The sequence below is a fragment of the Metabacillus halosaccharovorans genome (assembly GCF_002019635.1).
In the GTDB taxonomy this organism is placed as follows: domain Bacteria; phylum Bacillota; class Bacilli; order Bacillales; family Bacillaceae; genus Metabacillus; species Metabacillus halosaccharovorans.
Genome location: NZ_KV917371.1, coordinates 979,002 through 994,194, shown reverse-complemented (window position 1 = coordinate 994,194; position 15,193 = coordinate 979,002). Strand labels below are relative to the sequence as shown.

Annotated in this window: 13 protein-coding genes; 5 read left to right on the top strand and 8 right to left on the bottom strand. The window is 38.6% G+C overall.

Annotated elements, in window-relative coordinates; all coding sequences use genetic code 11:
* The first annotated feature begins 104 nt into the window (after positions 1-104).
* The 3 genes from BK577_RS04670 (at position 105) to BK577_RS04660 (ending at position 3,983) form a co-directional block, all read left to right on the top strand.
* Positions 105-1,124, top strand: coding sequence for an ABC transporter substrate-binding protein (locus BK577_RS04670; RefSeq protein WP_078431875.1), 1,020 nt, complete (start codon positions 105-107; stop codon positions 1,122-1,124).
* 86 nt (positions 1,125-1,210) lie between these two features.
* A complete protein-coding gene (locus tag BK577_RS04665; RefSeq protein WP_078431874.1) occupies positions 1,211-2,926 on the top strand; it encodes an ABC transporter permease in 1,716 nt (571 codons plus the stop codon).
* Positions 2,910-3,983 (top strand): ABC transporter ATP-binding protein, encoded by a 1,074-nt coding sequence (locus BK577_RS04660; protein ID WP_078431873.1) that lies wholly within the window; start codon positions 2,910-2,912, stop codon positions 3,981-3,983. Before BK577_RS04665 ends, BK577_RS04660 begins: the two co-directional genes overlap by 17 nt.
* A 49-nt stretch (positions 3,984-4,032) precedes the next feature.
* On the opposite strand, the gene BK577_RS04655 is transcribed toward BK577_RS04660, so the two are convergent.
* The 6 genes from BK577_RS04655 to BK577_RS04630 all read right to left on the bottom strand — a co-directional run bounded on the left by BK577_RS04655 (position 4,033) and on the right by BK577_RS04630 (position 8,309).
* Positions 4,033-5,436: an alanine/glycine:cation symporter family protein gene (locus BK577_RS04655; protein WP_078431872.1), complete on the bottom strand. Its 1,404-nt coding sequence runs from the start codon at positions 5,434-5,436 to the stop codon at positions 4,033-4,035.
* A 164-nt stretch (positions 5,437-5,600) separates the two neighbouring features.
* A complete protein-coding gene (locus BK577_RS04650) occupies positions 5,601-5,741 on the bottom strand; it encodes a YvrJ family protein (protein WP_026560949.1) in 141 nt (46 codons plus the stop codon).
* Positions 5,742-5,826: 85 nt separating this feature from the next.
* Positions 5,827-6,045, bottom strand: a complete 219-nt coding sequence (locus BK577_RS04645; protein WP_078431871.1) for a DUF2922 domain-containing protein — start codon at positions 6,043-6,045, stop codon at positions 5,827-5,829.
* A 41-nt stretch (positions 6,046-6,086) separates the two neighbouring features.
* Positions 6,087-6,305 (bottom strand): DUF1659 domain-containing protein, encoded by a 219-nt coding sequence (locus BK577_RS04640; RefSeq protein ID WP_078431870.1) that lies wholly within the window; start codon positions 6,303-6,305, stop codon positions 6,087-6,089.
* Between the two features lie 277 nt (positions 6,306-6,582).
* Positions 6,583-7,371 carry an SH3 domain-containing protein gene (locus BK577_RS04635; RefSeq protein ID WP_078431869.1) on the bottom strand — a complete coding sequence of 263 codons (789 nt, stop codon included), beginning with the start codon at positions 7,369-7,371 and terminating at the stop codon, positions 6,583-6,585.
* Positions 7,372-7,376: 5 nt separating this feature from the next.
* Positions 7,377-8,309, bottom strand: coding sequence for a hypothetical protein (locus BK577_RS04630; RefSeq protein ID WP_078431868.1), 933 nt, complete (start codon positions 8,307-8,309; stop codon positions 7,377-7,379).
* 536 nt (positions 8,310-8,845) lie between these two features.
* On the opposite strand from BK577_RS04630, the gene BK577_RS04625 reads away from it, so the two are divergent.
* Positions 8,846-11,044 carry a sensor domain-containing protein gene (locus tag BK577_RS04625; RefSeq protein WP_078431867.1) on the top strand — a complete coding sequence of 733 codons (2,199 nt, stop codon included), beginning with the start codon at positions 8,846-8,848 and terminating at the stop codon, positions 11,042-11,044.
* A gap of 102 nt (positions 11,045-11,146) precedes the next feature.
* On the opposite strand, the gene BK577_RS04620 is transcribed toward BK577_RS04625, so the two are convergent.
* Complete coding sequence (locus BK577_RS04620) at positions 11,147-11,851, bottom strand: TIM barrel protein (RefSeq protein ID WP_078431866.1); 705 nt, start codon at positions 11,849-11,851, stop codon at positions 11,147-11,149.
* A 369-nt stretch (positions 11,852-12,220) separates the two neighbouring features.
* Positions 12,221-13,531, bottom strand: coding sequence for a branched-chain amino acid transport system II carrier protein (gene brnQ, locus BK577_RS04615; RefSeq protein WP_078431865.1), 1,311 nt, complete (start codon positions 13,529-13,531; stop codon positions 12,221-12,223).
* A gap of 236 nt (positions 13,532-13,767) precedes the next feature.
* Here brnQ (BK577_RS04615) and brnQ (BK577_RS04610) point away from each other — a divergent pair, with 236 nt between their 5' ends.
* On the top strand, positions 13,768-15,084 hold the full coding sequence (brnQ, locus tag BK577_RS04610; protein WP_078431864.1) for a branched-chain amino acid transport system II carrier protein: 1,317 nt from the start codon (positions 13,768-13,770) through the stop codon (positions 15,082-15,084).
* Positions 15,085-15,193: the final 109 nt, after the last annotated feature.

Sequence of the window (15,193 nt, the reverse complement as noted above, 5' to 3'; positions counted from 1 at the left end):
AATTATCAAAACATTAACCCTGCCTATAATGTCGCTTAACATCAATCTATTAAACTTAATTTAAAAGTTTTGAGACGATGTTGAAAAATTTAGGAGGAAAAAACATGAATCTAGTAAAAGGTGGATTTCTATTAACTCTTGCATCCCTTGCACTTGTTGGCTGCGGGAGTGAAGAAAGCAGTTCAAATAATGGCAGTTCAACCGGAATTGAAGGAGATTTATCGTTTTATACATCACAGCCGGATGAGGATGCTCAGAAGTTAGTAGATGCATTCACTGAAAAATATCCTGATGTAAATGTCCAGACATATCGATCAGGGACAGAAGAGGTTATTAGTAAAATTAAAGCTGAGCAGAAAGCAGGAGATGTTCAAGCGGATGTATTACTAGTGGCAGACTCTGTCACCTTTGAGGACTTGAAGGAAGAGGATCTGCTACTTGAATATAAGTCAGAGGAACTCAGTGAAATACCATCTAATCTAGTAGATCCTGACGGCATGTATGCCGGGACAAAGGTTATGGCTACAGCATTAGTAGCAAACACAGCAAATGTAGAGGAAATGCCTGACTCATGGAATGTCCTGCTAGATGAGAGTGCCAAGGATAAAACCATTATGCCAAGCCCATTTTATTCAGGTGCTGCAGCCTATAATTTAGGTGTATTTACACGAAATGAAGCATTTGGATGGGATTACTTTAAGAGTTTAAAAGAAAATGAAATGACGGTGACAAAAGGAAATGGAGCTGTTCTTCAAGCTGTTGCAGATGGTGAAAAATCATATGGTATGGTTGTCGATTTTATCGTAGCCCGAGCAAAAGCAGAAGGATCTCCAGTTGAATTAATTTATCCAAAAGAAGGAGTACCTGTCATCACTGAGCCAATCGGTATTATGAAGGACGCTGAAAATGAAGCAGCAGCAAAGGCATTTGTTGATTTTGTTTTATCAGAAGATGGTCAAAAATTAGCAGCGGAAATAGGCTATACACCAATTCGCAAAGGTGTTGACGCTCCGGAAGGCTTGCAGACGATTGACGAAATGAACGTGATTGATGCTGATATTAGTGAACTTTATCAAGCAAAAGAAGATGATAAGAAGGAATTTGAAACAATTTTTGGACAATAATGGCTTGGAAATCATAAGGCTAATCCAATGCTTTAAAATTGAGATAGCCTTATTTCCTTTTTAAAAGGTAAGGAGAGAAATCCTTCATGTTGCAAAGTTTTGTTCATCGTGTTCATCACCAGAATAAATGGTGGTTTTTAATTGGTGTACTATTTGTTGTAATCTTTTTTGTACTACCAATATTCAGACTGGTCTTCTTAAGTTTTTCTTCAGAAGGCGGGTTTACATTCGAAAACTATACATCTGTGCTTCAAGATCGTTCTACATGGAAAACGATAAAAAATACGTTATATGTTGTGGTGGGTTCGTCTATTATCGCGATTATCTTAGGGATTATGACAGCTTGGGTTGTTGCGTACACAAATATTAGACAAAAAAAGCTGATTCAATTATTCATTTTTTTACCTTTTATTATCCCTTCCTATATTACAACATTAGCATGGACTCAATTTATGAGTAAAAACGGATTTTTCGCTCATCTATTAAGTCTGCTTCCCGGATCTTTAGAGCCGATGAATATGTATAGTTTACAGGGAATCATTATCGTAATGGGATTATCCCATTATCCTCTGGTTTACTTATTAACGGTGGGGGTTCTGAGAAAAATTCCCCGTGATCTTGAATATGCGGCAAGGGTTTCGGGATCAAGCAAGTGGCAGTCTTTCAAAAATATTACTCTTCCTCTTGCGTTACCAGGGATTGCAAGTGGAGGATTTCTGGCTTTTATTGCGAGCTTAGATAACTTTGGTATTCCTGCGTTTCTTGGGATACCAGGTAATATAAGAGTGCTAAGTACATATATTTATGAGCAAATCGTAGGGTTAGGACCAAATTCCTTTGAAAGAGCGGCAACCTTATCTGTCATTTTAGGAATCATTGCATTAACAGGTACGTTTATTCAGTGGCTGCTCTTAAAGAAATCTAAAAACAATGAAACAGCTGTTGAGGATAAAGAACCAAGATTTCTATTTTCGAAAAGAAAACGTCTGACGATTGAACTGCTTTTATGGAGTTTTCTGTTGCTAACAACAATGGTTCCGCTTATCTCAATGCTTTCTGCTTCTTTCATTAAAGCGTATGGGTTGCCCTTTACACCTGAAAATATAAGTTTAAAAAACTATCAATTTGTGTTGCTTGAGAATCAAAAAGCGATCACTTCCTTGAAGAACAGTGTGAATTTAGCGATCATTACCACTATTTTTTGTTTGGTAGCAGGTACGGGTATTGCTTATATAAGAACAAAAAAACCTTCTATCTTGTCAAAGAGTTTAGAGATGATCATCGGCATTCCATATGCATTGCCTGGTACAGTTTTAGCGTTAGCGATGATTTTTGCCTGGATGGAACCAATTTCGGGTTGGAATCCGGGGATATACGGGACAATTATGATTTTATTAATTGCCTATGTCACTCGTTTTTTAATCTTACAGGTTAGGGGAAGCATTACGGCGTTCATGCAGGTGGATCCTTCGATAGAGGAGGCGGCCAGAGTGAGCGGATCTAATGGATTTTATAAATGGAAGCAAATCTTGTTACCGTTGATTATCCCCGGCGTCATCAGTGGTGCGTTACTCGTCTTTTTAACAGCACTTACTGAACTAACGGTATCATCGCTGCTATGGTCTAGTGGAACGGAAACGATAGGGCTTGTTATTTTTAATTTTGAACAAGCCGGGTATTCAACCTATTCCACTGCCTTTTCTTGTATAGTCGTTCTGTTCATTTTGTTAGCCTTTTTTATGTTAGCTATTTTGCAAAAGTTATGGGATCGGAGGGTGCTGTACCATGACCACTCAAATTAAGAATGTAGAGAAAAAATTTGGTTCATTTCGGGCACTGCAGCAAATCAATCTTGATATTAACGAAGGAGAGTTTGTTGCGATACTTGGTCCATCAGGCTGCGGAAAAACGACATTACTACGCTTATTAGCCGGTTTTGATTCTCCAACTTCAGGTCAAGTATTAATGAAAAATCAAGTAGTCGCTAACGAAACATCTTTCTTGCCACCGGAAAAACGTAACATTGGAATGGTGTTTCAATCCTTTGCTTTGTGGCCGCATATGAATGTAAGGGACCATATTCGTTTTCCGTTGAAGCATCATCAATTTTTAAGTGAGGATCTTAAAAAGGGCATTGATATTAGAGTCGATGAAGTATTAAAGATGGTAGATATGCATCATCTGGGAGAACGAATGCCGAGTGAACTATCTGGAGGTCAAAAACAGAGGGTAGCATTAGCGCGTGCGATTGCTCCAAAACCGGCTTTATTGTTAATGGATGAACCGCTAAGTAGTTTAGATGCTGAATTGCGCATGTCGATGCGAAAAGAGATTCAGCAACTGCACCATCTGACGGGTGCTTCGATTGTGTATGTTACTCATGACCAAAGTGAGGCACTGGCAATGGCCGATAAAATTGTTGTCATGAATAAAGGAAAAATAGAACAAGTAGGCGCGCCAAAGGAAATTTACAGCTCGCCAACATCACCATTTGTTGCCTCCTTTGTTGGAAAAGCGAACTTAATCCAGGGTAAATGGGAAGGGACCGAATTTTATCCTTTCCACCAGCATGCAATTAAATGGGATGGAACGTCTGCAACATCAGAATTAAGAGGGAAAAACATTTTTCCTGCCCGTCCGGAACAGCTTGAAATCTCGTTTAGAGAAGATGGTATAAAAGGAGTTATTACGAATGTGCAGTATCAAGGAAAAGAAATTCACTATACGGTTACAATAGAAGATGAGCAGTGGGTGATCCACCAAGACCTTGATGCCATGTTTTCTATTGGTGAGGAAGTATATATTCACTTAAAGGAATCCCAAACCAGAGCTGAGAAAAAACAACTTCATTTTGTATAAGCGTAACAAACAGGCTGACCCATGATGAGTCAGCCTTGTTATTAATCCTTTATTCTTCTGAAGCCTTGCCCCAAGCCTCAACATTTTTCAACCCTTCAATTGAATCTGCCGTAAAAGTAGGGTTCTTTCCGGCTGCACGTTGCTTCGTATAGTCTGATAGAGCAGAAAAGGCGATTTTACCGAGAAGCGTAATCGCGATTAGGTTGATAATGGCCATTAGTCCCATGAACAAGTCAGCTAGACTCCATACAAAACTTAATGAAGCTAAAGAACCGAATGCAACCATTGCTACTACAGCAACACGATAGATGTTAAGGAATAATTTATTGTTGTTGATGAATTCAATATTTGATTCACCGTAATAATAGTTTCCTACAATGGAACTGAAGGCAAACATAAGCACGATAATTGATAAGAAAATACCAGCCCATGTTCCCATTGATGTTTCAAGTGCTTGTTGAGTTAACACAATACCGTCTGATTCTGGTGAAGTATATAATCCGCTTAGCAAAATGATAAACGCAGTGGAACTACAAATAATCAGGGTATCAACGAAGACACCAAGAGATTGGATAAGACCTTGTTTAACAGGGTGGCTAACATCAGCTGTAGCAGCAGCGTTTGGCGCACTACCCATTCCTGCCTCATTTGAAAACAATCCTCGTTTAATTCCATTCATCATCGCAGCACCTAATGCACCACCAGCAGCTTCCTGCAATCCAAAGGCACTTTCGAAGATTAAAACAAATACACTAGGAATTTCTGTAATATTAATAATCATAATGAAAAGTGCAATTAAAATATAAGCTCCAGCCATAACTGGCACAATAATCTCTGATACTCTTGCGATTCTTTTGATTCCGCCGAAAATAATGATAGCGGTAATGATCGATAAAATAACCGCAATTAAAACTTTGTTAATCCCGAATGATGAGTGAAAAGCACTCGTGATCGTATTGGCTTGAACAGAGTTAAAGGCTAATCCGAAGGTAAGCGTAATTAACACCGCAAACGTCACACCCATCCAGCGGGCATTTAACGCTTTTTCCATGTAGTAAGCAGGACCACCACGGAATGTGTCGCCATCTTTTACTTTATAAATTTGTGCTAATGTACTTTCTACAAACGCAGAAGCAGATCCGATAAGTGCGATAAGCCACATCCAAAATACAGCTCCGGGTCCACCCGTTGTAATCGCAATCGCAACACCGGCTAAGTTCCCTGTACCAACACGGGAAGCTGTACTAATACAAAATGCCTGGAAGGATGACACACCTTTTTTATCAGCCCTTGCACCTTCCCCTAATAAACGAACCATTTCACCAAATAAGCGAAACTGAACAAACTTTGTCCTAAACGTAAAATACAGCCCTAATCCTATTAACATAATAATTAATACATAAGACCACAATAATGTATTCGTCCCATTAATCATACTCTCAATCAGGTTCATCCAAACACCCCTCATTATTTTATTCTTCATTAAATACTATTCAAAGTTATGCACTTTTATTATATTAGCATATTGTGGGTCAGGGGGACAGGTTCCTTGACCCAATTTTTCGTCTATTCAAAAAAGGAGAACCGCCCCATGCGATTCTCCTTAGTACTATCTGATTAATTTTTCCCTAACTGCGTTGGCAGCATCTGAATGGAATGATTTAGCGTATCAAGCTTGCTTTCGATCCTATTGAGCAAATAAAGTGTCACCACAATAGGAAAGCCAAGCTCGCTAATAACCGATAACCATTGATCCATTTTTTCACCCCATTTCGTTTAGGATAAAAGTATAAACGACAAAGAGCTGACAAGAAGAAAGATACCTCGTCAGCCCTCAATTGGTTTAAGCAAGTCCAACATCTGTTACATTACGCTCAACGATACGCGCACCTTTCTTAGCTACAAATTCGCCACCGGTTGTGAAGAAGATATTGCTCGCTAAGATGTCATCCATTGCTGCATTGATTGCAGCCGAATCAACAGGTTCGATAGGAGAGTCAACGTTAAGCTTGACTGTTTTTCCATCTGTGTTTAAAAATTGAAGCTCTAATGTTTTTGCCATGTGGTCACCTCCTTTCTTTCAAGTCCCAAACGCTCATGCGATTAAGGGTTAATTTGGTTAGAGTCGTTTCGCTCGATAGATGAAAGTGTTTCAGTTTGTAAGCTAGCTAGGGCTTGAGCAACCTGAAGCAACTCATCAGGTGTTGCAGTTGTTTTCACATTGTTGTAATTTTTACGCTTTAAAATAACTTTGCCATCTTCGTCCATGCCCATGTCGAACACAAGACTTAATTGTGAATCAAGGATAACTTGACTTGCCATGCTGATCACCTCCTTTCGCCCTTTATATATAAAAAAAGGGGAGGAGAGTAGCGTGAAAATGAAAAAAATTTCGGACCAGGGGGACAGGTTTCTCGTCCCATCTGGGACAAGGAACTGAGGTGCACCCCCCTGACCGAAAGACAAAGAAAAAACCCTAACAATGTACCTGGAAAGGTTTATTGTTAGGGTTAAACTTCGGTTGTATTGCACTTAGCCCAGGCGGTTGGGACAAGGAACCTGTCCCCCCGACCCAAACCCAGCCAACCACCGTGCGACATTATTTTTCTTGGACAATTCTTCCGGAGATCCAGCCGGTTTTGCCGGTTTTTGTTTCGACTTTGAGCCATGTGATGCCGCTGTTGTCGGTTTTTTGTTCGTCGAGGTATGTGACGGTTTCGTCTTTGATGATGGCTGCAACGATTTTGGCGTCTAGCGTAGGATTGGCGCGGATGTTACCGCCGCTGGTTTTGTATTGGTCTGTTAAGGTGTATTCCTTTGGATTCACCTTTGCACTTACTTCATCCATTTTTGCTAGAAAAGTTCCTTGATAGTTTTTAATGTCAAAGCCTAGGTCGTTTTGGACTTTTTCTTCTGTCATCCATTTGTCAAAGCGGTCCCACGTTTGGGAGTAGGAGCTTGTCGGGTTATTGATGATGGCAAGTGGCAATAGTATGGCAAGGGCAAATCCAACAAGACGGAATGTCCTTTTCCATTTGGCTTTGTTTCGCGTACGCTTTTTTGTGAGACCTTCTGTTTTGCTGGATGTTTTTAAGAGAAAAGCAAAAAGTTCTTCAACTCCTTCGATCCAGGAAGGAATCGAGTAGTCCCCTTGTTTTCTCCTTTTGGTCAGCATTCTATGAAATAACACCATTACCGGATAGGACAAGTAATAAACGGCTTTATGCAGTAAAATACTGCCCCAATGGATGAGCCTTGGTGCTAAATGAAAAAGAATAGGCCGCATGAGAATGATGACGGTAAACGTAAAAATAGCAATTCTGAGCCAAATGGGTAGCAGAGCAAGTGGTACCCACAGCCAGTATAGTTGCTGAAGTATGGTTTCCACTCTCGTTACTCCCCTTTAGCCGATTGATAGCGATCACGTAAATCATCCAGCTGATCCTCTTCAGGCGTTCTCATTGAAAGGCGGGTCTGGTTGTCTCCGCCACTAAATTCATAAGGAAAATAAGTTTTGATTTTTTCTACTTGCCTATCGATTTCGACTTTATCAACAGTAGGGTCCATCATCAGGTTTTTCACCTGGTGTTGTACCTCAAGCCTGAACGCTTCTTCATTATGAATGCGGGTTTGGACAACTTCTAATGCAGCTTTATTATCTTCAGCAATGAAAAGGGCATTAAGAAGATTTCCTTTTTCGATCTCTCTTTGAATTTCGCCTGCAACAAAGCGGGCCTCACGCATTTTAATTTCTTTTTCGTGCAATCTAAGCTCACTATCTTGATCCTGCTTCCAATATTGTTTGTCATGCTCTTGATCCCGTTGACTTTGTTTGACGAGAACATTAATATCAGAAATCACAACCCCAACCTGCTTTAAACCGGCTACCATGGAAGAGTGTTCATGCAGATCCTCAATATGCTTTTTCACCCTCTTGGAATCTGAGATCGAGTAATCGGTTGTGATTTCCTCAAGCCAGTAAGGAAGCTTCTTTTTAATATATGTTACAATTTCACCTGCACCTTGTTGAACAAGGGAGATCGGATCAACCACTTTGTAATCAATGGAAAGATCAATCAAAAAGTCACGGCCTCTATCTAATGAAGGATACTCTTCTTCACATTGAAAACTCTGTGTTGCCATGTTAACAATGTACACCTTCGTGTATTTTCCGGCACGAAGATCACTGCGGCTTAAGCGGTCACCATTTTTAACAACTTGATAGTTGTTTTGTTCATTTGTATAAACAAACGCTTGATTCATAGATGAAGCTGGCGGTTTTTCAAAAAAGCTAAATTTGACTGGTTGAACATCGATGAGATTCATATTGTGATCCTCCTTTTAAATTACATCATGTTTTCATATCGTTCAGCATTACGGCTGCTTGTTTTCATCTTGACTAACCTTGTTTGCATTTTCACAAATGTACATGTCCCTTAATAGGCATGTTTCCATTATAAGCGTTGGTTCGCGAAAAAATGACTATTTTAATTGCTTCAATTTTTAAAGAAGTTGAAACTGCTTCATGTAGTTTTGTGTCTAACCTTGTCAATCTTTTCTACTAAAATAGTATACAAAAAAGGAGACTGCTTTCCTAGTTGTGTAGGAAATTATAAATTTCTATGAACTGTGGATAAGCGCGCGACATCCAGCTCCAGCGCCTAGCCCCTCTATGGTCTAGCCAATTTAGAATTGAAGGCAAAGAACGCCTTCTATTCTAAATCGTCTTATGCTTGTCGGGACTGATCAAGGCGCTTGCGCTTTTGTTCAGTTGTCCTCGATTTTGACATAGCATCATGTATAATGGGAGATAATATGCTATTATTAAATTTTGTTTTAAAAGAAAGGGGAGGTGGTTTCAAATGTTTTTGCTGAAAATAAAGTGGTTGTTGATCAGCATATTTGTTTTAGTTGAGATATTCGTTTTAGTTGCAGATTTTTTCCTTCCTATTAAACATATTGCTTTTTCAATACTACATATTACCATCTCCTTTGTAACGGTTGTTTTCATCTTAATTCTTAGTTATGTGATGAACAAAACGACGAAAGAACTCAAACATAGTAATGAACGGTTAAGATATATTTTTGATTCACTAGATGTCGCAATATGGTCGCATGATATGAAAAAAGATCATTTAATGATTACACCAGGGATTGAAAAATTGTATGGGCATTCCCTGGAAGAATTTTATCGTGATCAGCTTTTATGGAGAAAGGTTGTTCTTCCGGAGGATCAGAAGGTTATTGAAGAGCGGTTGCAGCTATTGACTAAGAAGGAGCCTGTCACGAGCTTTTATCGTATTGTTCGGCCGGATGGAAAGGTACGCTGGATTCGCGATCGGGGTATTCCGGCTTATGATGAAAAAGGGGACTTTGTCGATTTTACAAGTGTATTATTTGATGTAACAGAGCAAATGGAGCGGGAGGAGCGTTACCGGGGATTAGTAGAAATGTCTCCTGATATTATCGCTGTTATTAGGGATTGGAAGTTTGTGTTTATTAATAAAGCGGGAAATGAGCTTTTTGGCACGTCTGATATTATTGGGCGACATGTACTGGAATTTGTCTCTACAGAGAATGTGAGAAGCATTAAGGACATAGTTCAGGAGATGGATGACAATGACAATAATATTGAAAAAAATTACTTCGAATGTCAGCTTTTATTATCAAATGGTGATGTGATTGATGCAGAAGTTTCTCTTATGAAAATATTGTACGAAGGAAGAATCGCAAAGCTTGTAGTCGGCCGAGATATAACCGAACGAAAAAAAGCTCAGCAATTGATCCACAATATGGCCTATTATGATTCTGTTACAAATCTTCCTAATCGGAACATGTTCAAAGAGCATTTAATCAACAGTTTAACAACAAATGGTGAAAACCAAGAGCTTGCTGTCTTATTTTTAGATTTGGATCGTTTTAAGGTGATTAATGATACAAAAGGACATTCAACTGGAGATCTTTTATTAAAGGATGTTGCAGATCGCATACGTAATACAGTGAAAAGTGATGGTCTTGTTTCCCGGCAAGGGGGAGATGAATTCTTAATCCTTTTAGAGGGAATGAAAAAGGACGAAATCGAAAAAATTGCTCAGCAAATAATTGATGACTTTTCTCGCCCGTTCTTTGTTCATTGTGAAGAAGTTTTTGTGACAGCCAGCATCGGTATTAGTCTTTATCCTTATGATGGAAAAGATCAGGAAACGTTGATTAAAAATGCGGATACCGCTATGTATTTGGCAAAAGAGCGTGGAAAAAATAATTATCAATACTATAATGAGGGTCTTAACACCCAATCAACAAGAAAAATGGTCCTTGAGGTTGGACTGAGAAAAGCACTTGATACAAATCAGTTTAACATGGTGTACCAGCCTCAGTTTGAACTGGAAACAGGTACCATTATTGGAGTGGAGGCCTTAATTCGTTGGGAGCATCCAAAACTTGGTTCAATTTCTCCGGTGGAATTTATTCCGATTGCTGAAGAAACAGGATTGATTATTCAAATTGGAAAATGGATTTTACAACAAGTATGTAAAGATCATAATCAATGGAAACAACATGGTCATGGATCAATCAAGATGGCTGTTAATATTTCCGTACGTCAAATGCAGGCACAGGAATTTGTCAGCAGTGTGAAGCAGGTATTGGAAGAATATAATGTCGATCCCAACATGTTTGAGCTTGAAATTACGGAAAGCATTATGCAAAATATCAATCACTCGATTGTCATATTGAAAGAGCTAAAACAACTTGGAGTCAAAATCGCAATTGATGATTTTGGCAAAGGTTACTCCTCATTAAGCTATTTAAAGCATCTGCCGATTGATAAAATCAAAGTTGATAAGTCATTCGTCGATGATATTCTGGACCCAATTCACAATGGCTCAATTGCAAAAGCCATCATTGATATGGGACATATTATGAATTTCACCGTCATTGCCGAGGGGATTGAGGAAAAGAAACAAGTAGACTTTTTATTGAAAAATAACTGTAAACTGGGACAAGGGTTCTTTTTTAGAAAGCCATTGCCTGAGCATGAGATACGGAAGTTGTTGAGTTAAAGCCCTTGCGGAGAGATCTGCAGGGGTTTTTACTTTGTTGGTTAAGGTTGGATGGGGGATACAAGAAAAACAGCAGCATATTGTGTTTTGCTGCTGTTTTTCTTAAATTCTACTAAAATACTCAGCACTTTCAATCATCAATCGACAGTCCAGAAATTGACTTTCACTTAAATCAATCTCAAAAATAAAATCTTTGTCACCAATGAAAGGCTTCACCATTGCCCAGTTGATGTTTCCTTTTCCGAGTGGCAATGAATCATGCTCTATACCAAGTGAGTCAACAAGGTGAAAGTAGTCAGCGTATGAAGCATATGTTTTCAGATGTTGCTCCAACGCTCGATTATTTCCTTTTAACGCAATAAAGGTATGGCTGATATCAATATTTAAAGGCAAATGAAGGGGACGGACAATTTCATCAAGCAGATGTGGATTCTGTGCTGAAAAAATTCCTTCTGTTGTATCCTCCCATAAAAATGATTGATCACAAATATGGAGAATTTCCTCAATACGTTTTCTTGTTTCATACCGCTTTCCTTTATCCGCGAATCTGGAGCTATCAGAATCTGAGTAATGACAATGAATAATACATTTGATGTTTTCCTGCTTACAAATAGATGCAATAAGTTCACTGGACCAATTATAAAATTGGCGCATCTCCGGACTGGAGCTAATAATATCTAAATACCGACCGTGGTGTTTCATTGGATGATGAAGGTAGACGCGAATTCCTCTTGCTTTTAACAGACGAATATAATCAACGATTTCATGAGGATGATACAGGTTTTTTTCTGTTAAATGAAGCTCCATAATCTCAGGCTGATAAAGAAGACGATTATGTATTTGCTCTTCATTAATAGCGGCCTTTAATCGAATGTACCGAATAGTTCTCAGCTCCTTAAAGTAGATCCCTAATAAAGTGTATTCACAGATATTAGCTTCTATTAAATAAATATAAATAAAGGGCTGTTCGGTTTTAATATTTTTAAAGCTAATAGTGGACTGGAGCGGAAGACACTTGACTCCTGCGGGAAGTAGAGGAAAGGTCGAGACCCCGCAGGCGAAGCCGAGGAAGCTCGAATTCCTCCCCGGCGAATCTTGTGTCTGGAGCGCAATGCAACGGACTAAGTTTTTAAATGCAACAAAACACCAAAAACCCTGAAAGAAATCCTCCCAGGGCTAAGCTCTATTTACCATACTAATCACATACCCGACTACTATACCAATAACCGCAGGTACAAACCAACCAATTCCAATCGTAAATAACGGGATAAAATCTAAATTCAATCCATCCACATTCACACCAGCTGCCTTCAATCCATCAATGATACTGAAAACGGCCGTGATACTTAAACTAATGATGTATACAATTGATTTTGCTGGTAGTACATACTCTAAAAATGATAACAGAATCAAAACAATCGCTAAAGGATAGAGAGCTGTTAACAATGGAACTGACAAAGAAATCAGTTGTGATAAGCCGAAGTTCGCTACACATGTACTGAATATAGATAAAATAAGAACGATTTGTTTATAGCTTAATTTTGGAAACGCCTTTGATAGATAGTTTCCGCAAGCAGATATCAAGCCCACACTTGTTGTTAAACAAGCAAATGTGATGGCAAGTCCCAGCACTATTTTTCCTAGAGGACCGAATAAAACACTGGCTGTTGAGGATAAAATAGCGCCTCCGTTGTCTAGATATCCTATTGATGATACGCTTGAAGCACCGATAAACGCTAGTGACGCATAAACAAACACAAGCCCTGCGCTTGCGATAAGTCCTGCCTTTATACATACCTTCGTAATGGCAAATCGATCTTTTATTCCCTGCTCTTTAATGGAAGAAATCACGACGATACCAAATACAAGAGCACTTAACGTATCCATTGTTAAATATCCTTCTAAAAATCCCTTGAAAAACGCACCATCTACATAATCACCTTGTGGCTCTTGAAAACTTCCCATCGGTGTGAGCAGTGCTTTTCCAGTTAGGATAACAAGTATAGTTAATAAAGCAGGTGTCAGTATTTTTCCAATTCGGTCAACTAATTTGCTCGGATTTAATGATAACCAATACGTAATCGCAAAATAGATGATGGTATAAATTAATAGAGGTGTTTTTGTATCTATTAATTGTTCCGGAAGAAACGGTATAACACTGATTTCATAAGAAACTGTCCCCGTTCTTGGAATTCCGAAAAAGGGACCAATTGTTAAATACAAAATAATCGGAAAAATCAGACCAAATGTTGGGTGAACTTTGTTTCCGATTGTTTGAATGTCATTACCTGATAGTGCAATCGCAACAATTCCTAAGAATGGTAGACCAACTCCGGTAATTAAAAATCCTAAAATGGCTGTCCAAGTATGGACTCCGGCCTGTTGTCCCAATGCTGGTGGGAAAATCATATTTCCAGCTCCAAAAAAGAGCGCAAATAGCATTAAACCGATAACAAGTGTTTGCTTACCGGATTGTGATTGTTTCATAATTTCCTCCTGAAAAGCTATATTAATAAAATTCCCTAAATTTCGACACAAAGGATAGTTTAGCATAAATTATAAGAATTTTATAGAAAAAAATAAATTTTATAATAACTTCCAATTAAATTATTTATATTAGAATAATCATAATTGTTTTAATACTCTATCTATTTTTAATTGACTAGATTTTATAGAAGCTCCTTGTTATAATTCGCCTATTATACGGAAGGAGCTTGGTAACCATGCTAAAGAAAAATGAACTTATTTTTATTAGTTTTATGCTTTTTTCGATGTTTTTTGGTGCAGGAAACCTTATCTTTCCAGCATTTTTAGGTAGTTCTGCAGGAGAAGATGTGTGGCTTTCTCTCGCTGGCTTTATTACAACTGCAGTAGGTTTGCCAATTCTTGGTGTTCTAGCTGTTGCCAAGGCTGGCAGTTTTCATACACTCGCAAACCGTGTTCATCCAATTTTTGCCTTTCTATTTCCATTATTAATCTATGTTTCCATTGGACCTGGTTTGGCGATTCCAAGAGCAGGTTCGATTGCTTATGAAATGGGGATGAAGCCATTTTTACCTGAAACATTGATGAATCAACCCGTCATGTTAGCTGTGTATACAGTCATTTTTTTCGCTGTAACATTGTGGTTAAGCTTACAACCATCAAAACTTGTTGATCGGTTTGGAAAGCTATTAACACCTATCTTGTTAATCATGATTGCACTCATTTTTGTGAAAAGCCTGATTACACCGATGGGGGAATTTACTGTAGCAACAGGTGCATATCAGGATAATTCGTTTTTCCAAGGGTTTATGGATGGCTATTTAACAATGGATGCACTAGCTGCATTGGTGTTTGGAATTGTTGTCGCGAATACGATCCGTTCTAAAGGAGTACAAGATACAAAGCTTGTTTCAAAATATATGGGCTTTGCAGGTCTAGGTGCTGGTATATTGCTTGCTTCAATTTATACGATTCTTGGATTCCTTGGTGCATCAAGCGCATCTCTTGGTGCGGCTGAAAATGGGGCAGGAGTATTAACGATTGTGATGAATGAATTATTTGGAAGTATTGGAATTATCTTGCTTGGTTTACTTTTTACTTTGGCTTGTTTATGCGTATGTATCGGACTCATCATTTCATGCAGTCAATATTTTTCAACGCTTTTTCCAAAGCTTTCGTACAAAAAGTGGGCAGTGATTCTTGCTGTGCTTAGCTTATTGGTTGCGAATTTAGGTCTGAACCAGATATTATCGATTTCTGTTCCGATTTTAGGAGCTATTTATCCGATCGCGGTTGTCTTAATTTTGCTTGGCCTTGTTGGCAACAGGGTAGGTCATTCTGTTTATTTGGTTGCAACGATTTTCACAGCTGTATTTAGTGTGATTGAAACGATTAATACAACGTTTTTAAATGGGATGTTAGATGATGTGTTAGGGGTAATTCCTCTTTATGAGCAGGGTGTTGGCTGGATTTTACCGGCGCTTGTGGGAGTGATAGTTGGTTTTTTTATGAGAAAAATATATAGTCAACCTGATTTTGAAGAGGTTGCTGCGTAGGGAGAGTGCGGGTTCGCGCTCTTTTTTTGTAGGATCATAATTAGTGTTGTGTAGGTTGATTTCCGCTCCAATCAACCTACATAGTTTTGGGTAAAGAACCTTCAAAAAA